The sequence below is a fragment of the Psychrobacter sp. P11F6 genome (assembly GCF_001435295.1).
Classification (GTDB): domain Bacteria; phylum Pseudomonadota; class Gammaproteobacteria; order Pseudomonadales; family Moraxellaceae; genus Psychrobacter.
Window position 1 is genome coordinate 2,817,632 of the sequence record NZ_CM003594.1, and the last position, 19,168, is coordinate 2,836,799.

Annotated in this window: 17 protein-coding genes; 6 read left to right on the forward strand and 11 right to left on the reverse strand. The window is 41.9% G+C overall.

The annotated features are described in order from the left end of the window. Positions 1–17: 17 nt before the first annotated feature. Positions 18–947: a pilin gene (locus tag AK822_RS11615; RefSeq protein WP_060491753.1), complete on the reverse strand. Its 930-nt coding sequence runs from the start codon at positions 945–947 to the stop codon at positions 18–20. Positions 948–1,245: 298 nt separating this feature from the next. Between AK822_RS11615 and trmB the strand changes: the two genes are divergently transcribed. The 3 genes from trmB to AK822_RS11630 all read left to right on the forward strand — a co-directional run bounded on the left by trmB (position 1,246) and on the right by AK822_RS11630 (position 5,356). Continuing rightward, positions 1,246–2,097, forward strand: a complete 852-nt coding sequence (gene trmB / locus AK822_RS11620; protein ID WP_060491754.1) for a tRNA (guanosine(46)-N7)-methyltransferase TrmB — start codon at positions 1,246–1,248, stop codon at positions 2,095–2,097. A 1,030-nt stretch (positions 2,098–3,127) separates the two neighbouring features. After that, on the forward strand, positions 3,128–4,180 hold the full coding sequence (gene recA / locus AK822_RS11625) for a recombinase RecA (RefSeq protein WP_055124705.1): 1,053 nt from the start codon (positions 3,128–3,130) through the stop codon (positions 4,178–4,180). 57 nt (positions 4,181–4,237) lie between these two features. Beyond that, positions 4,238–5,356 carry a regulatory protein RecX gene (locus AK822_RS11630; RefSeq protein ID WP_060491755.1) on the forward strand — a complete coding sequence of 373 codons (1,119 nt, stop codon included), beginning with the start codon at positions 4,238–4,240 and terminating at the stop codon, positions 5,354–5,356. A gap of 63 nt (positions 5,357–5,419) precedes the next feature. On the opposite strand, the gene AK822_RS11635 is transcribed toward AK822_RS11630, so the two are convergent. The 7 genes from AK822_RS11635 to AK822_RS11665 all read right to left on the reverse strand — a co-directional run bounded on the left by AK822_RS11635 (position 5,420) and on the right by AK822_RS11665 (position 13,060). Beyond that, complete coding sequence (locus tag AK822_RS11635; RefSeq protein WP_060491756.1) at positions 5,420–6,877, reverse strand: anion permease; 1,458 nt, start codon at positions 6,875–6,877, stop codon at positions 5,420–5,422. A gap of 307 nt (positions 6,878–7,184) precedes the next feature. Continuing rightward, positions 7,185–7,913, reverse strand: a complete 729-nt coding sequence (locus AK822_RS11640; RefSeq protein WP_060491757.1) for a YidB family protein — start codon at positions 7,911–7,913, stop codon at positions 7,185–7,187. A gap of 302 nt (positions 7,914–8,215) precedes the next feature. Beyond that, positions 8,216–8,659: a protein YgfX gene (locus AK822_RS11645; protein ID WP_060491758.1), complete on the reverse strand. Its 444-nt coding sequence runs from the start codon at positions 8,657–8,659 to the stop codon at positions 8,216–8,218. A gap of 92 nt (positions 8,660–8,751) precedes the next feature. Next, complete coding sequence (locus tag AK822_RS11650; RefSeq protein ID WP_060491759.1) at positions 8,752–9,033, reverse strand: FAD assembly factor SdhE; 282 nt, start codon at positions 9,031–9,033, stop codon at positions 8,752–8,754. Positions 9,034–9,062: 29 nt separating this feature from the next. Beyond that, positions 9,063–9,959: a dihydropteroate synthase gene (gene folP, locus AK822_RS11655; RefSeq protein ID WP_060492302.1), complete on the reverse strand. Its 897-nt coding sequence runs from the start codon at positions 9,957–9,959 to the stop codon at positions 9,063–9,065. A 171-nt stretch (positions 9,960–10,130) separates the two neighbouring features. Further along, positions 10,131–12,026: an ATP-dependent zinc metalloprotease FtsH gene (gene ftsH, locus AK822_RS11660; RefSeq protein WP_060491760.1), complete on the reverse strand. Its 1,896-nt coding sequence runs from the start codon at positions 12,024–12,026 to the stop codon at positions 10,131–10,133. A gap of 401 nt (positions 12,027–12,427) precedes the next feature. Further along, on the reverse strand, positions 12,428–13,060 hold the full coding sequence (locus tag AK822_RS11665) for an RlmE family RNA methyltransferase (protein ID WP_045444188.1): 633 nt from the start codon (positions 13,058–13,060) through the stop codon (positions 12,428–12,430). A 343-nt stretch (positions 13,061–13,403) separates the two neighbouring features. Between AK822_RS11665 and AK822_RS11670 the strand changes: the two genes are divergently transcribed. Both AK822_RS11670 and AK822_RS11675 read left to right on the forward strand, forming a co-directional pair. Further along, positions 13,404–13,712, forward strand: a complete 309-nt coding sequence (locus AK822_RS11670; RefSeq protein WP_045444184.1) for a YhbY family RNA-binding protein — start codon at positions 13,404–13,406, stop codon at positions 13,710–13,712. Between the two features lie 223 nt (positions 13,713–13,935). Further along, positions 13,936–14,667, forward strand: a complete 732-nt coding sequence (locus AK822_RS11675; protein ID WP_060491761.1) for a DOMON domain-containing protein — start codon at positions 13,936–13,938, stop codon at positions 14,665–14,667. Positions 14,668–14,781: 114 nt separating this feature from the next. Here the strand turns inward: AK822_RS11675 and AK822_RS11680 are convergent, their stop codons facing one another. Next, positions 14,782–15,510, reverse strand: coding sequence for a CHAP domain-containing protein (locus AK822_RS11680; protein ID WP_045444182.1), 729 nt, complete (start codon positions 15,508–15,510; stop codon positions 14,782–14,784). Positions 15,511–15,773: 263 nt separating this feature from the next. On the opposite strand from AK822_RS11680, the gene AK822_RS11685 reads away from it, so the two are divergent. Then, positions 15,774–16,289, forward strand: a complete 516-nt coding sequence (locus AK822_RS11685; RefSeq protein ID WP_060491762.1) for a hypothetical protein — start codon at positions 15,774–15,776, stop codon at positions 16,287–16,289. Between the two features lie 298 nt (positions 16,290–16,587). Here the strand turns inward: AK822_RS11685 and lpxC are convergent, their stop codons facing one another. Further along, positions 16,588–17,505 carry a UDP-3-O-acyl-N-acetylglucosamine deacetylase gene (gene lpxC / locus AK822_RS11690; protein WP_055124715.1) on the reverse strand — a complete coding sequence of 306 codons (918 nt, stop codon included), beginning with the start codon at positions 17,503–17,505 and terminating at the stop codon, positions 16,588–16,590. Positions 17,506–17,877: 372 nt separating this feature from the next. After that, the gene (ftsZ, locus tag AK822_RS11695; protein ID WP_045454113.1) at positions 17,878–19,083 is read right to left on the reverse strand and encodes a cell division protein FtsZ; all 1,206 of its coding nucleotides are present in this window, start codon (positions 19,081–19,083) and stop codon (positions 17,878–17,880) included. Between the last annotated feature and the right edge of the window lie 85 nt (positions 19,084–19,168).

Genomic DNA, 19,168 nt, shown 5'->3' on the forward strand with positions numbered 1-19,168 from the left:
AGATCATCAAACATGCCCTAATCGGGCATACAGCTTGCTGGTGCCAGTTTCTTATTTAGTGAACTTGTACAGTTCCAACTATCGCTGTCTGGCACATGGTAAAAAACCAGTGTCTGCTGATTTAGATAGCGGATAGGGAACTGAACGTTTTGGATGGTCGCAATGACTGCACAATCCGTTTCTACTACGCCAGCGGCCTCTTTATCGATATCAATTCGTATCTGCTGAGTGCCTGTATCAATAGGCAAATGAATCGGACATTGCCCTGTCTGTTGATAAATCAGTGCCACACGATTTTGTGCCGTTTTGGCTGTATCATACGCATCGAACAGTACTTCATTGGCTTTTGGCTTGGCAATAATTGGTAAAAACTGTATCTTAATAACCATTAAAGCAAAGGCAAAAATACCAAACCCCAATCCTAACCCAAATAAACTGACCCCACCTTCTCGGCGCAGATGCACCTTTTGCGCTGCTTCATCACGCGGATAATCATCGATAGCATCTGCAATCTCACGTCGCGCCATGCGGTAATAATACGCATCCGTCCAACGCGCCACCATGAACGACCAAAATAACCAAATGATCGCGGCAATACCTATGCGTGTCGCCATGTGGTAAGCATCAGGGATGAAGGACATTGCCAAAAATTCAAACGCAACCAATACCAGTGCCACATTGAGCTGAATAAACGACCAGCCAGCCACGCTATAGACAATCGCATCCATATAGCGTTTGCGATAGAGGAGCCAAGGAAACGTCACAAAAAATGCTGCCCAATGCCATTTTGGCGACAGATAACCTTGCGCATCGAACTGCTCAAAACGTTTCAGATAATAATGCTGGCTACGGTGACCGATAAACCATTTATCAAGTTGTGTACGCTTAGCAGGAGTCAGCTGTTCTTGGTAAAAAGGGGGCGGCGAATCCGTCTCGATAAATAGCATAGATGACCCCTATTAACGATGAAGAAAAATTTAAATCCATTACTCACTTTATATGATAACGCCAAAACCGATGTGCAGAACAGTAAAACGACAGATAAATACCGCTAATTCAATGTAAAAGAGCGTCAAGGCAGCCGAATGGCAATCCATATGTGATACGTCAAACAAGGTCAACGCTTTCACTCTTTTATGCTGGATCAGCGATAACAATATTAAAAAAGGATTGTGCGTTCACAGCTGTATAGATTTAACTTATAATAAGCATACATCACCCATTTTATTAAGCCTTGTCAATCCTATGAGTCAACATCCTGATATTAATGATAACATCGATAGTACGAATACTACTGATGAGCAAAAAGTCCTCAGCACTAACACCGAAAGCAATACTGATATTGACATTGAAGCCAGTATTAGTAATGAGAGTAAGCCTGAAGAAAGCAAACATCTACGTATCGTCAATACTTTTATGAAACGACGTACGCACATGAATAAAAATGCCGAACTGGCACTAACCGCGCCAGAATTTGCTGAGTATCTGGTCAATAACAGTTTCGGTGATGGCGATCTTGATGGTATCGACAATCTACGAACGCTATTCGCTGATAGCCCTAACGGTAGTGAGGCACCGCTTACTTTAGAGATTGGTTTTGGACTGGGTGATTCGTTCATTGAGATGGCAGCAGCAGAACCTAGCCGCAATTTCGTCGGCGTCGAAGTGCACGAGCCAGGTATCGGTAAATGCGCTTATATGGCTGGCACGCAAAATTTAAATAACGTCAAAATCATTAACGGTGACGCTATTCAACTGCTCAAGCAACTACCAGAAAACCATATTGATCGTATCCAGCTTTACTTCCCTGACCCATGGCAAAAAAAGCGCCATCACAAGCGCCGCTTCGTCAGCCCTGAACGTATGGCGATTGTGACTCGTAGTCTAAAGCAAGGCGGCTGGTTCCATACCGCAACCGACTGGGAGCATTACGCCTTTTGGATGGTTGAAGTTTTAGACGGTTTTACTGGTTTAACCAATCAAGCAGGCGCAGGTAACTTCACCGACCGCCCTGACTTTCGTCCAATGACCAAATTTGAGCGCCGCGGTATAAATAGTGGGCATAGCGTTTGGGATTTAATCTATATTAAAGACTAGATTTGGCTCACTTATCTTCGGTGACTTCTGCATAGCGGCTAAATTATTTAGCCGCTTTTTTGTGCTTGCAAATTATCTAATGACAATATTATTTGATTTTTTTCAGCTACAACCCTTAATAGACAAGCTATAAGTATTTTTGTTAAAAATAATAAATTTTTTTTAATACGTGAAACATCGTCTATTTTCATAAAATTTTTAAATAAATAACGCTACATATAGGGGTAAAAAATATATTCCAGCGCCATACTCACAGGTCACCTACCTACTCAAACATTGATAGTATAAGGGATTCATGAGTTCTCCCCATAAGCTGTGGATAACCCTGTGCATAAGTACGCACTTGACAACAATTTCCCTAGATAGCTCAAAGGATGAGGTAAAATCGTTCATTTTTTATACAATTTAAAAAACTTTTTAAATCAGTAAGTTAAGCGGTATTTCATAATACTGTAATTTATTTTTAATATATTTTTAAATTAAATTAATCCTCACTGATGTTTCACAAAAGCTAAATTTAGACGCTTTATTTCTTGTGGACAACTTTTAATGCTATTGACAAAGGGCGACATTATCCTATCCAAAAATAGGATGTATTCAGCAACTAGATTACACAAGTTATCACTTATATACAATGCGACAGTTAGTGTCGTTTAGCATCATCTAATCTTCTATATGCTCCTTGGTTTTTGTTATAATCATCTTATCTAATCAACCGCACTTTAGAAAACAGTTAAGGCTTAACGAGCATAATTTTACCTACAAATTACACCTGTTGCCATTAATTACGAACTTAATTTTACTTTTATCGTTATTTGATTTTACTGTATAGTAACCTGATATATCTAATATCACTGTCTACATCATCGATACCCTAACCCATTCATATTAGATAGACACTGAACAAACGCTGCCTATTATTTAGATAGCCATCAGCACTATTGAGCCGTTAACCTTCGTAGTTACAAACATTTTATTTATCATACCAAATTTATAATTTTAACCAATGATTGAAGACAAGGAATCCAGTATGGACGACAATAAAGCCAAAGCCCTTAAAGCAGCACTCGGTCAAATCGAAAAGCAGTTTGGTAAGAATACCATCATGCATTTAGGTGACGACTCAGCTATTATGGATGTCGATGTAGTATCAACAGGTTCGTTGGGTCTGGATATTGCACTTGGCATTGGTGGTCTACCAAAAGGCCGTATCGTAGAGATTTATGGTCCAGAAAGCTCTGGTAAAACCACCATGACGCTACAAGCTATTGCAGAGTGTCAGAAACAGGGCGGCACCTGCGCCTTTATTGATGCTGAGCATGCGCTTGACCCTGTTTATGCGCGCAAACTTGGCGTAAACACTGACGAGCTATTACTTTCTCAGCCTGATAATGGTGAGCAAGCACTTGAAATCACCGACATGTTGGTGCGCTCTGGTGCTATCGATATGATCGTCATTGACTCAGTTGCTGCCTTGACGCCGCGCGCAGAGATTGAAGGCGAGATGGGCGACTCACATATGGGCTTGCAAGCACGGCTCATGAGCCAAGCCCTACGTAAAATTACCGGTAATGCCAAACGCTCAAACTGTATGGTGGTATTTATCAACCAAATTCGTATGAAAATTGGTGTGATGTTTGGTAGCCCTGAGACCACGACTGGTGGTAACGCGCTCAAATTCTACGCCTCAGTGCGTATGGACATTCGCCGTATCGGTGCGGTCAAAAATGGTGATGAAATCATCGGTAACCAAACCCGTGTCAAAGTCATCAAAAACAAAATGGCACCGCCTTTCCGCCAAGCAGAGTTTGAAATAACTTATGGTGAAGGTACCAACCACTTAGCCGAAGTGATTGACTTGGGTGTTGAAATTGGTGCAGTTGGCAAAGCAGGCTCTTGGTATAGCTATGGCGACGAAAAAATCGGTCAAGGTAAAGCCAATTCTGTGCTGTTCTTAAAAGAAAATCCTGCGATTGCGCAAGAAATCGAAGCTAAAATCCGTGAAGAAAAGCTTGGATCAAAGAAAGAGACCAAAGCCGAAGATAAAGCCAATGAAGCGTTGGTCTCTGACCCTGTACAATAACGGCGCAATGATTAACCGTTATCAATAATCATGACTTGTTATGAAAATTAAATTGTTATGAACATTAAAACCTTAGCTGAAATACTCGCTGAATCCGATGCCGATTCAGCGAGTAGTCCGACTATCAAATCAAAAAAACCTTCCAAATCTTCCAAACACTCTGAATCCTCCAAATTTTCTCAGCATTCCTATCAAGGCAATCCTAAAAAAACGGCTAAGACACGTAAGCATTCAACCTACTCTCGTGAAGACCATTCATTATCTGACGATGCTGACTTTTCAGTAGAATCCGTTGAGGCTCACTCTTCTACCAATAAAAATTCTGCTAAAACCAAGAAATATAAAAAGCGTTTTCACCCAGCAGCTAACTTTAGCCCTGAGCCTAGTGACGTGCCTGCTTATCAGCAACCCGAAGCGCAAAGTATCAAAGAGATGCTGGCTGAAGTTAAACAAAATATTCATGATGAACCAGACGATAGCGCGGCTACTGATGATGAATTTAACAAAGAATCACAGTATACAACCGATACTGCCATTACCAACACTTCTGCGCACAGCACAGTCGACAGTCAGAGGGATAACCTACCTGCTGCTCTCAAAGCCTATTTGCGCACGCCTGAACAACGACAAGCAGAAATAGATGAGATCAAAGCCGAAAGTCGTTTACGTTGGTTAGCTTTTTATTATTTATCGCGCCGTGAGTACGGCAAGGCTGAGCTGAAGCAAAAGCTTATTGATAAAGAGCAAGCCCCAGATAAAATTGATGCGCTACTCGATGAGTTTGAGGAAAAAGGCTACCAAAGTGATTATCGCACGACGCTCATGCTCATTCGTGAAAATATCCGTAAAGGTCGGGGACGCGGACGTATCAAGCAGGAGTTTTATCGTAAAAAAATTGCCCTGCCCAGTAATATCGATGAGTTAATCGATATGGCAAATGCAGAGTCAGAAGAGTTTAGGGAGTTTGTAGATGATAGTGCAGATAATCTGGTAGATGGTGTCGATTGGCTCAAACTGGCGGTCACAGCGCGCACTAAGAAGTACGGCGATGACATACCCACTGAACAAAAAGACAAAGCAAAGCAGCTACGGTTTTTGCAATATCGAGGCTTTCAGAGCGATATCTGTTTTGCCGCGCTCAATTATACATTAGACACATTAGATGAGCGCTTTTAACCCACCCTTACCTTTTTTAAAAACATCCATCTGTAAATAAGACAATATGACTTGAGCGATCTATTAATAATAGCCGAGCACTTTCCACCAAATCAAACCAGCACCGATCCAAATGACTAAATTGACCACACTCATTATTGCACCAATACTCCACCACTCTCTTAACGTCACATAACCAGAGTTAAAAATGACTGGCGCAGTACCGGTTGCATAATGCGTAAGCGTCATCATGATGTTGCCCGCTGCGGCTAAGATCAGCGCATATAACATCGGCGGTGCACCCAAGCTTAAACCCACCGCATAAAATGCTGCAAATAGTGCAGTAATATGAGCCGTGGTACTAGCAAAGAAATAATGAATATATAAGTACACTAGGGTCAAAATAGTCACAGCGCCTATCCAGCCAAGCCCAGTCGTGCCAATCATCGATTCGATATTGCCGGAGAACCAGCTTATCAGTCCAAGCTTATTAAGATAAGCGGCCATCATGATAAGGGCGCCAAACCAAATAATGGTATCCCATGCTGACTTCTCTTTTAAAATATCGTCCCAAGTCAGTACCCCAGTCAATATTAAGATCGTCAAACCAATAAATGCTGTGGTTGTAGCATCGACGCTATATTGCTCACCTAACATCAATGCGGGAATATTCGCCCACAATAACAGCATCAGAGCAAATACCCCGAGCATGATTTTTTCTTGGCTACTTATTTTTCCCATTTCTGCCAAATTTTCCTTGGCAAAACCTTTTGCATCGGGCGTGATTTTAACATCAGGTGGATAAATTATATAAATGACTAACGGCATCACAAGCAGGCATAGCATACCAGGTACAAACATCGCCACCGCCCAAGTAGTCCATGACAGCTGAATATCACCGCCTGTGGCTTTATTCACCAAATCTACAACCAGAGGGTTGGGCGCAGTAGCCGTGATAAACATCCCAGAGGTAATAGGATTGGCGTGGTAGTTCACCATCGCCAAATAGCGACCAATTTTATTTTGAGTACCTTCTTCTGGCGTCGAATGAAAGCTTTGCGCGATAGACTTCATAATAGGATGAATAATACCGCCGCCACGCGCCGTATTAGAGGGCGTAATGGGTGCTATCATCAATTCAGCCGCAGTCAAAGAATAAGCCACGCCGATGGTTTTTTTACCAAAAATAGAAATAAAATAATAGGCAATACGTCGACCCAAACCCGTTTTTATCAAGCCACGCGATATCATGACTGCAATACCAATTAGCCAAATCAATGGACTTGAATAGCTTGATAGTGCATCACTAATGGCTTGTGCTGGGCTATCACTAGTCACGCCTGTCAGTGCGACTAGGGTGACGGCAATGATAGCAATGGCACCAATGGGTAATACTTTGCCGATGATGGCGACAATAGTGGCGATGAATAACGCCAGCATGTGCCATGCTTCAGGCGTAACGCCAGTAGGCACTGGTATCACAAACCAAATGATCAAGCCGACCAAAATGGCAACCGCTGCTTGAATAGGCTTAAATGGCATGATTAACTATCCTTATAAATGCTTATACCATCACGCAGTCATATTATATAACGGATTATCAAAGTAACCACGGCGACAAAAGACTCAATGAATCATATGACCATCTTATAAGATTTATAGAATTATTTTTCTATTATTCACCATTTTTAACATATCTATTTAGAATAAAGAGTAAATATTCACTAATTTAGTACCAATAGTAGGGTTAAACTAACAGCCATAAAAAAGAGCACGTTGGATAACGTACTCTTTTTTATGGTATTAACTTTTTGGCATTAACGATTGCGACTTTCTTTAAAAGATAAATTTATTTTAACGCACCTAGTCGACTAGATAGTTGATTAATGATTTGATCAATCTCTTCATTGGCTTCAGATTCATTATCCAAATTGCCACTTGGTGTCAGCTGATTCATTACTTCTGGCAGCAACTCAGCAAGACCTTGACGGACTTCTACGTCATTAGCACCAGTATGTGCTGCAACCTGCTGAATCTCATTTTCATCGAATAACTGACTGATATCATTTGGATCAAGGTTGTCATTGTCTTGCTGGTTACTCATCCAAGAACGCGCTTGGTTTTCATAACCCATGCCTGTGATTTTCGATAATGCACCACTCAAGCCACCATTGCGTTTGATCCAGCTTAGTACCATTGGCATAAGTGCAGCGATTAGCATACCTTTACCACCGAATCCGCCTTTGGTACGCTGACCACCCAATACGCTGCCTAAAATATCGCCCAGACCACCAGCATTAGAATTGACACCGCCACGTTGATTGCCACCAGTAAGTCCACCGCCTGTTAACCCACCGAGAATATCATCTAAGCCAAAACCATTGTCTGGTTGACGATCATACTGGCGTGGATTATAGCCACCAGTTTGACTACCACTGCCTAGCACGCTACCCAATATATCCCCAAGACCACCTGTACGACGTGGATCAATGCGTTGATTTACAGGATTACGCTGCGCATCTTCAGGATCCATCGCACGACGGGCCACCTGACTAACCAAATTCCCTAATAAGCTCATTCTCGATTCCTTTTTGTCATATTATTTATTATCTATAAACCGCTAAAAACTTCGCTGCTAATTTAATATAGTAAGTAACATCTCGATTTACTTATGCGATTCACAATTCTTTTGCAATATAACAAATCTCTTTCGCTATCCAGATAGGTGTTTTGTTATGACATGTAGGCGTTCGTAAATTCGTGGAAAAAACCTCTCATTGGAAACTATAAAAAAATACTTCCTTAACTCGTATTTTCGGCGTTTATGTTAGGCATATTGAACATTCAACCATGGTACTAATAAGCACTATTTATAAGTATTCAATACAATCTAGCCAAAATATTCAACTCTCGCCATTGTTCAGGGCTCACTTGATCTCGAAAGATGGTCACTGATAAAGAGCGCTGATAAGGCTCTATAACATTGAATTCAAAGCTTATCGCCCATCGATATCCAGAGACAACGATTAATTGTGCCTGCCATAGCTCATCACCGCGACCCGTACGGAGCAGTAGCTGCCAATGTTGATCGATACGATGGCTAAGTGGTGGTTGGCTCAGGTGCAGCAGTATGGGTCGTGATAATGTCAAATAAATAATCACCGTGGCGGTAACGATTAAAATAAGCACATATTGCCATAACAGTAAAGAAGCAAGCCATGCCAGTACAACCATGACGGCGGTCAACCCACTATAAAGCAGCAAACGAAAATAGCTGGCAGGCCGAATAGCCGTATCAATACGCAACGAATTTGCCAAGGTCATATTTTATCACCAAAAAAAACGGCAGACCATTATGTTGCTCAAGCTTAGCTATGCCAGCTCTGGACAACCATTTTTTATATCTAAATCAGTTTTTAAGTCAAATCTTTGGTATGACGCCATGTCTTAATTTTATTGACCAATGCCCATATCTCTTCATTTTCTGGACGATTTTGATTGGTGAAATAATCCAACAAATCAGGGTCTTCATGAGTCAGCATTTCTGCAAACGTCTCTTGTTCAGCAGGCTCTGCCGTTAAGTAAATCTCTTTGACATAAAGGTCAATGTAAAAGTCTAACTCTTTTAATCCGCGGCGTGCTTGATAGATAATGCGGCGCTGTTCATTGGTTGGTTCTGGCTTAATCGGGGTGGTCATAAAAGTACTCTCATTATTTTAAATTGGGATTAAGGATAATTATGCGCAGATAATTGACGCCATAAGGCGACTGCTTGCTGCATCATCGCCACATTATGGGTGCGTATAATGCCAGCGCCTTGCTGTAGGGCAAAGATACCAGCCGCCGTACCTACCACATCACGATCTACCGCGTTAGTAGTAGTAACGACTTCGACGCCACTCTTGCTCAATACTTCCGCTAAAAAACGCTTGCGTGAAATACCAAACATCATCGGTAAACCAAGCACTTGTAGCCTGCTAAGCTGGCTTAATAGTGCGCAATGATGCTCATAATCTTTCGCAAAACCAAAGCCTGGGTCGATAATGATTTTCTCACGCTTAACACCGATTCTTGTTACTTCGTCAATACGCGATAATAGCTCAGCCCTTACGTCACTAATGACATCGTCATAGTGTGCCAAATTATTCATCGTTGTTGGCTCGCCGCGCATATGCATGAGCATGACTGGTATATCCAGCTCAGCCGCTAGTACTGCTGCACCCTCGCGTTTGAGTGCGCGTACATCATTCCAAATATCAGCACCAGCGTCAAAAGCCGCTTTCATAACCTCTGGATTACTGGTATCAATGGATAGCCAAATATCCTCCCCGCATTGCTGCCTAATTACTCGAACCACTGGCACAACACGCTGCATCTCTTCAGCAGTGCCCACAGCATCCGCATTGGGGCGAGTAGACTCACCGCCAATGTCGATAATAGTCGCACCTTCTTTTATCATCTGCTGGCAATGAGCAACTGCTTTATCTACCACGTTGAACTGTCCACCGTCTGAAAACGAATCGGGTGTGACATTAAGAATACACATAATATGAGGCTGCGATAGATCTAGTGTTTTATCACGACTTGATATCTTATAGCTGGGTAAGGGCTGAAATAAGGACATAACCAAATTATCTCTCATTAAAACATTCTAATTATTGCGCTTTGCTTGTTATGCGCTTTGCTTATGATACCAGTAAACTCTATTCTGTACTAAACCCTTCACGAAATATGGACAACAAAAAAGCCCTTTATGATAAAGGGCTTTTTCTATTGGATATGAATCAACTGACAACTACATCGCTGGTAACGGTGGCGGTGTTGAGTTGGTTGTTTTGATATCATTTTTCGATAAGTTGACTTCATTTTGCTGATAAACTCTAGGTGGACGTGGGTCTTCACCTGCTAAGATATCTTGCAACTGATCACGGTCAATGGTTTCCCACTTCATTAGAGCATCTACCATCGCATGCATTTTTTCTTGATTGCCTTCAATCAATTCACGCGCGATATCATATTGCTCCTCTAACATACGGCGAACTTCTTCATCGACCTTTTGCTGCGTGGCTTCTGAAATCGTACGACTGCTAGAGCCAAAATAGCCTTGCGAGCTGTCTTCATCTTCATAAACCATAATACCAAGCGCATCAGACATACCGTACTTCGTTACCATGGCGCGAGCCATCTTGGTTGCACGTTCAAAGTCGTTAGAAGCACCCGTCGACATTTGATTGATAAAGACTTCTTCAGCGATACGACCGCCAAATAAGATAGCAATATCGCTCAGCATTTTTGATTTATACATACTGGTTTGGTCATGCTCTGGCAACTGCCAAGTAACCCCAAGCGCAAAACCACGCGGCATGATCGTTACTTTATGCACGGGATCGGTACCTGGTAGTAGCTCAGCGACTAAGGCATGACCTGCTTCATGATAAGCGGTCGCACGGCGCTCTTCTTCACGGATGACCATTGATTTACGCTCAGGACCCATATATAGCTTGTCTTTTGCATCTTCAAAGTCATTCATATCAACGCTGGTCTTGTTGCGACGTGCTGCAAACAATGCCGCTTCGTTGACAAGGTTGGCCAGCTGCGCACCACTGAAACCTGGTGTACCGCGAGCCAATGCATTGGCATCCACACCGATAGTATTCGGCAGCTTTCTCAAATGCACTTTAAGAATTTGCTCACGGCCTTTGATATCTGGCAAGCCCACTTGTACCTGACGGTCAAAACGACCTGGACGCAGTAACGCTTTATCAAGCACATCCGCACGGTTGGTCGCTGCAATGACGATTACGCCTTCATTGCCTTCAAAACCATCCATTTCGACCAATAATTGGTTCAATGTCTGCTCACGCTCATCATTACCGCCGCCCATACCAGAGCCACGATGACGACCGACTGCATCAATTTCATCAATAAATATGATGCAAGGCGCGCTCTTTTTAGCCTGTTCGAACATATCGCGTACACGTGAGGCACCGACACCGACAAACATTTCAACAAAATCAGAACCTGAGATTGAGAAGAACGGCACTTTAGCTTCACCAGCAATGGCTCTTGCTAACAAGGTTTTACCAGTACCTGGAGGACCCACCATTAAGATACCACGTGGAATCGTCGCACCCAGTTTGGTAAATTTATCAGGGTCGCGTAAAAACTCGACCACTTCAACCACTTCTTCTTTGGCCTCTTCACAACCAGCCACATCTTCAAAGTTCACCTTGATTTGGTCTTCAGTCAGCATTTTAGCTTTTGACTTACCAAAGCTCATAGGGCCGCCGCCTTTACCGCCAGCGCCGCCTTGCATGTTACGCATGAAGAATAAAAACAGACCAATAATCAATAGAATTGGGAAACTGGCTATCAGTAATTGCATCAACACGCTTTGGCGTTTTGGGGCAGTCCCTTGGACTTCGACTTGGTTCTCACGCAGCAATGGCATGAGCTCATCATCTGACACAGCTGGTCTAATGGTCTCAAATGATGAACCATTTTTCTTTTCGCCGGTGATTTGCTCGCCATCGATTTCAACGCTGGCTACTTGGTTTTCTGACACGGCGGTCACAAACTCAGAGTAGTTAAGGCTATCCGGCTCGGATGATTGATCAAAGCCGCTAAACACCAGCACCAAAACGCCGATTACCACCAGCCACAATAAGGTATTTTTTACCATGTCGCTCACTAGTTATTCCCATCCCTTACTTATTGGTGTGTTTATTAAACACGTGACGTCTATAAACGTATCGCTCATTTTTTAGTAGATATATTGATAGCCAAAATTTATGATTCAGACTCATACAACTCAAATGCTGCATGGGGACTGTTTTCACAAGTTATAAATATCAATGACCTATATATCTATCGTAGATGAGCACATCAGGCGCTTATTGTCAGACGACTTTGCCTAAAACATATGCTTGAAACAAAGTTAATATACCATGATATGTGGTGCTAACCTGCATAATTCAAGCAGGTTTCGCTATTATTCAGTTAACGATTGTAGCGGGTTCAATGCGCTCATGAGACTATGTTATGGTGACACATTATCTCGCTTACAATGGCTGTGACATAACGACGTTATGATTATTTAATCGCTATCCAAAACATCTCTTTTGACCGTGGTCGTGATGCACCTGGCTTGATACTACGGATTTTACTAAAATCCTGCTGCATCTGCTTGCGTAATTCTTGTGTGCCTTCACCCTGAAACACTTTCATAATAAGTGCGCCACCTTCTGGTAAGGTTGCAAGCGCGAAGTCCACTGCCAGCTCGCATAAATACATCATACGTGGCTGATCGATTGCGCTGTTTCCTGCCGTATTTGGTGCCATATCGGACAGCACTACATCGACCTGCCTATCACCAACCTCTGCCATGATTGCATCAAACACTTCTGCTTCGCGAAAGTCGCCTTGAATAAAGGTCACATCAGGCAATGTATCCATCGGCAGAATATCAGAGGCAATCAAAATACCTTTTTCGCCTACTAGCTGACCTGCCACTTGAGACCAACTGCCTGGAGCACTGCCCAAATCTACGACCGTCATGCCTTTTTTAATAATATTGGTCTTTTCATTAATTTCTAATAGTTTATAGGCGGCACGGGCACGATAGCCATCTTTTTGCGCTTTTTGCACATAATGATCGTCAATATGCTCTTTCATCCAAGCGCTACTACTCTTTGACAGTTTTTTATTTTCGATACGCGTGGCCAAAATACCTGCTCCTATTGCTTTGCAAAACATTCATACATATTACTGAAGTAGCTAAAAGATTTATGAAGCACTTTCGATATGGTTTAAATTCATTCGAATATACTATCAATCAAGATCTTTATACATTTGCAGTCTTAAACTGACTAAATTCTATTGGTTAAAACACTGATTTATCAGACAGTAGCGTTTATAATGTGCCCAAACATTCAGTTTAACATTTTCATCACGTAAAATCGTGCAAAATCCTGCTGATCTCATGCAAGATGACCACAGATTATCTATAATGGTCGTCAACTGCTCTTAATAGCACTGTCTTTTATTTTTACCAACACCTAGGAATTCTATGCAACTCGATAACGCTACCATCAAACGCCTAAGAGGCATTGGTCACGACCTCAAACCTATCGTCATGATTGGCAATAAAGGTATTACCCCAACCATTACTGAAGAGATTGATCGCGCGCTATCAGATCATGAGCTCATCAAAGTAAAACTGCCTGCCGGCACAAAAGAAGAGCGCGATGTCATCGGTGCGGAACTTGCCAAAGCGGCTAACGCGTCTTTGGTTCATTCTATTGGTCGTATGGCATTGTTACTACGTAAAAATCCAAACGCCAACCCAAAATTGTCTAATTTAGCACGTCATGCATAATAATATGTGATGACCAGCTGGTTTGAGTGATGGTATGGTATGCCATATCAACTCAAATCATAGCCACATGGCGACGATAAATGTAAAAGCCGCGATGCATCTTGCTCGCGGCTTTTATGTTGTCTGCTCGTTTTAGATTTACTTAGCGTGTAATATTAGCTCGCTTAGTCGGTACAATTTTTCTTATAGTTACTTCTATATTTTTATTGTCGGGTCTTAAATTATGAATCAATCATTCAATCTCTGTGTGGCCACCGAAACCATAGCAAACGATGCACAGCAACTGGGTGTAACATTGGATGAGTTACAGCGCATCTGTATAAATGTGAGTGCTCAGATTATTAGACAGCCATCACTCCACTTACAGCTAACCTATCGACTCACCCTGCCCAACCAAATGCTAGCAAAGCAGCTAAACTGGTCAATGTGGCAGCAAGCGCAAGTAAAATTCGATGATTACTTGTGGGAAGAGACTTGCCTTGAGTGTTTTATCGCTGGTCGTCTGATAAATGATGAAAATCTAACGGATGCTCAAAAGGCAACGCCCTATATCGAGATTAACGCCAATCCAGACGGTCGTTACGCGCTATATCAATTTGAGAGCTATCGTAATCCTGCCACCTTGCCGCCAACACCCTTATATGCAGCTGATGGACAAGCGCGCGCGTCTATTAATTGGATAAATAATGTAAAGCCAACATTAAGGTACGTAGAGAATCCTTTATTTAATGATCCATCAGTCGCAAATAAACCTCATCATTATTATGAGCGCAGCTTTAATGTACCAGTAATCCAACGATCCAATAAGCAGTACACCATCGCAAATACTGTGATTGAGCAAATACATCCTTGCGTTATTTTATGGTTTGGTGAGATTGCTTTATATTTTGCCCCAAACCACGCCTCCCCGCCTGACTTTCACAATCGTAGCCACTGGTCGAAATTTGAGCTTTAACTCTACTTTTAACTTAAGAATCACAACTCAAAGCGCAAAAAAAACCAGCAACGCTATAAAGAGCATTACTGGATTTGGAGAAAACTTTTAACTTAGGTTACATCTAACTGGCTACTATTTGTCAGCCATCGCGAGGTAAATACCGCGGTCTGATGCATCATCGACATATTGCGAATCACGCCATGTCGTATAGCTGTAAGTGCCACTGTATGGGCTAATGCTGTTTTGGCGGAAATCAGATACCCAATCGTTACCATCAAAGATCTGGATATGACCATGTGGACGGTTTGACGTACGATTATAGACAACGACGTCACCCACTTGTGGCTGCATATCATTACTAATCTTGGTAAAACCTGCTTGAGCAAGTGTGCCGCGAGAGGCATACTGATAAGCTGAAGGGTTAGGCGTAAATTCGTAACCTGCTGATTGTAGCGCTTTACGTACATAGCGAGCACAGTAGCCAGAGCTTCTAGATAACGCTACTCGCGATGCACTTGCCGCTGCGATAGCAGGAGCAGAATTGCGATCAGGAGCGCGGCTTGATTGCTGCTGACGCTGCTCATAAGACAAACGGCTGGTAAGCGAAGCAAGCTGGTATTCTTTTTGCTTGGCATGCGCACTTAAATTGTCAATGGCTTGACTGATCTCATCATTGCTATATACATGAGCACCACTGTTAGTGCTATAGATATTGCGGCTAGAACCGTAGTTCGCAGAAGCAGAGATGTTAGTGATGGTATGACTCAAGGTATTATTTGGTTGAAAGGTTGTTTCGACAGCACCACTTGTCTGTGCTATACCCATTCCCAATACTGACAAAATTAATAAAGCTTGTTTCATAAATTTACTACCTATTATTAATACAAGACCGCTCGTCATCCGTGACAAAGCATCAATTAGTTTAGAGGAGATGATCATTACAAAAACATGATAAAATCCTTGTTAAAACAGCCCGCTATTTCTTCTGTAGTGACTAATGCTGGTATTATCTGTTAATACCCTATTCCGCTTAGTTCACTGTCTCGCAAATCGTTCAGTATCAATTGCTTTTAGCATGTCAATTATGAATATCGATTTTGTCACCTATTACATGAGTCATCACGATGTCAAAAAAACAGCCAAATCGGCTTGCCCAACTTATCGACCATCAAGCTTTTGCTGGTAGCGCACTACCCCGAACGCTTGCTGACAATATGCGGCTATACATAGAAGCGACCAACGAGGTAAAAGAGCTATTGGTAGATTGTCTACCTGAAGAAATTCTTAATACCTGTTGGGTCGTAGGCCTCACCTCTGAGCAATTAATACTCAGTGTGGGCTCAATGACTGCTGCCAATCATATTCGCTATTTACAGAGCGCTTATTTGCAAGTCTTAAAAGAGCAGTCAATTACATTTAAACAACTCAAGCAAATTCGCGTCGTCGTAGCTAAAAATTCAGCTGATAATCATTCATCTAAACAACTATTAGCAGTATCATCAACTTTGTCGAAATCTAGTAAAGCCAATGAAAATCAGGCTCTTAGCCAAAACACAAAGCGGACTATATCACAGGCCGCAGAGCATGTCACCACTGATGAAAATCTCAAAAAAGCACTTTTACGTCTGGCAAATCATTGAAATTACTAATGTTACTATGTAAAGTTGTGTAAACAAAACCGTAAAAATCAGCTGATAACGCTGCGATTTTGTAATGACGCAAACAAAAAAAATCACCTGCTAGCTCCGTTCACATTATGAACGTCACCAACAGATGATTGAAAAACTATCCACAGCTTTGATATTCTCTACTCTAGAGCAGAATTGTTAAAATAATCTAAACAATACATTCAAAAAAACGAATATTATTAGAATGTAATTACTGCTGGATTATGTAATATTGCGTAAATGTTTCGATACTTCGTGTATATTCCTGTATTCATCCTTCAACAGTCAAACCTTCGAGAGGTAAATACTGAATTGGGCATGTTACATTGTCATCAAAAGTTACAATTTCAAAATTATTATGGTCAGATAGTATCTCACGTACCAATAAATTGTTTAACGCGTGACCAGATTTATAAGCATTAAATCGACCCAAAATCGGATAGCCAATCAAATATAAATCACCTAAAGCATCCAAAATTTTATGGCGAACGAACTCATCATTAAAACGCAGACCTTCTTCGTTAAGAATATTTGCCTCATCAATAACAATAGCATTATCCATACTGCCTCCTAACGCCAAATTATTCTGACGTAAGGCTTCTATATCTCGTAAAAATCCAAAAGTACGGGCTGAACTCAGTTGCTCAATGAAGTTTTGCGTCGAAAACTGCAACTGGGCATGCTGAAAATCTTTGTCGATAGCAGGATGATCAAAATCAATCTCAAAATTCAGCTCAAACCCTTCATAAGGACGCAGTTCTGCCCATTTATCGTCTACTTTTACTCTTACAGGTCTGACGATTTTTATAAACTTCTTTAAAGCGTCTTGCTCGCAGAATCCTGCGTCAAGCAGCAACGCTACAAAAGGAGCGGCACTACCATCCATAATCGGTATCTCTGAGGCCGATACACGAATTAAAAGGTTATCCACGCCAAGTCCTGCAATGGCACTAAGCAAATGCTCGACCGTCCCCACACGTGTGCCACCAAACACTAGGTTTGACGACATCATAGTGTCTTGCACTAAAAAAGCACTGGCTGGAATCGGCTGGCTGCCTTCGATATCAGAACGCTCGAAAACAATACCCGTATCAATAGGTTGCGGATGAAACTCTAAGTCAACAGGCTGACCACTATGGAGACCAATACCTGTAACAGCAATCGCAGTTTTTATGGTTCTTTGGTTCATGGCTGTCTTCTCACATATTTTGTTACAATTGCCATAGTGTATCATTACCCGCCCCTAGTTCGCCATAGTTAAAACTCGCTAATTTCCTTATCTCCTTGATTGATAACACTTATCGTCAATAAATTTTGATGGTTTTCATGTCTTATTGATCACACTGCCTCTGTTAACACAGGGAAATAACAGCCAAATGTTACAATCATAAATTGTTTTATACGCCTATTTATTAATGATTACTTTCGTATTGAGAGGCGATTCTTATACATAGAGCGCTCTCATAGCTGAATCAGCTTACTAATATATGGACATTTTCTACAGGCACAAAAAAGCCAGCAACTTAGTACTGGCTTTTTTTATTCCAAGCATCTGAAAATATTATTTATTTTGTTGACGTTTTAAATAGTCTTGAATGCTATTGGTTTTGGTTTTCGCCTGCTCTTGAGGCGCGCTTGAGCGAGTAGCACTAGCCGTTTCTTGATACATCTGAGCTTGCGATTGCTTCTGGCTGTTTAAAGCACTGGTATGCACGTTAGGGTCAACAGGCTGAGTGCTATTGACAGAAGGAACTGGTGCCTCGACTACTTCTGGCTCTTGCCCAGCGTTTTCATCTAAAGTCAGACCCGTTGCAATAACAGTGACATGTAAGTCATCACCCATTTTTTCATCAATCACTGAACCATAGAAAATATGTGCATCGTCAATATCTGTAATTTCTTCGACAATAACACTGATTTTGCTCATCTCATCCAATGAGAGTGATTCAGAAGAAATTACGTTAACCAACAGACCTTTTGCATTTTCTAAACGCAAGTCATCAAGTAATGGTGATCTGATGGCTTTCTCAGTTGCTTGACGCGCACGATCATCACCGCTAGCACGGCCGATACCCATCATCGCATGACCTTTGGCAGTCATAGCAGTGCGGATATCATTAAAGTCGATATTGATCATACCTTCACTAGCGATAGTTTCAGCAATACCTTGAACCGCATGTAATAACACATCGTCCGCTTTCTTAAAGGCATCTTGCATAGAGATATTGCCATAGACACTCATCAACTTATCATTCGGAATCGTAATGATAGAATCAACGAAATTAGTCAATTGCTCAATACCAGCTTTAGCAGCCTTGATACGTTTGCCACCTTCAAACTTAAATGGCGTAGTCACGACCGCAACTGTTAATACCTCCATTTCTTTAGCAATACGAGCAACTACAGGCGCTGCACCCGTACCCGTACCACCACCCATACCAGCAGTGATGAACACCATGTCTGAATGTTCGAGTAATGCACGGATGGCTTCTTCTTCGCTTTCTGCTGCTTCACGCCCAACTTCTGGGTTCGCCCCTGCGCCCAAACCGCGATTCGTTTTTGCGCCAAGTTGCAATTTATGCGGTGCAGTTAAACGATCAAGCGCTTGTTTATCCGTATTAGCACAGACGAACGTTACACCTCTAATACCTTGTTGTACCATATGTTCAACCGCATTACCGCCACCACCACCAACACCGAATACAGTGAAGCTTGCTTGGCCGTTATTTTGAGGCTGGTTATCATCTGGCATGGTGTATTTTGACATAAAAAGGTTTCTCCAGTTGCAGATAGCGTGATGGTCGATACTTGGTAACACACTTATATGGCGCGCTATCGACTTACTATATATA